We start from the raw sequence: 235 nt of genomic DNA, 5'->3' as shown, positions 1-235 counted from the left end.
ATTCGGATGTGTGGATGCAGATCATCGCGGATGTAACGCGCTATCCGGTGTACACCATTGTTCAGGAAGTCGAAGCGGCGCTCGGTGCTGCGTTGTTGGCGGCGCACACGGTAGAGCTTCAGGTATTCGCTGAATGCCTGATCGTAGATCGCAACATTCTCGCGCTTGGGCTGCGCCCGCAGCGCCAACTGCACCCAGCCCTTGTCCATCTCCCCATCACTCACCAGCCCTACCG

Annotated in this window: 1 protein-coding gene; it reads left to right on the top strand. The window is 59.1% G+C overall.

Annotated elements, in window-relative coordinates:
* Window positions 1-14: 14 nt before the first annotated feature.
* On the top strand, window positions 15-235 hold a 221-nt coding region (locus tag AC0L3B_RS40360; protein WP_473383671.1), incomplete at its 3' end, for a hypothetical protein.

It is taken from the genome of Bradyrhizobium sp. Kon56 (assembly GCF_055807635.1).
Note: the sequence above shows the minus strand (reverse complement) of the source record. Positions and strands in the feature narration are given on the sequence as shown.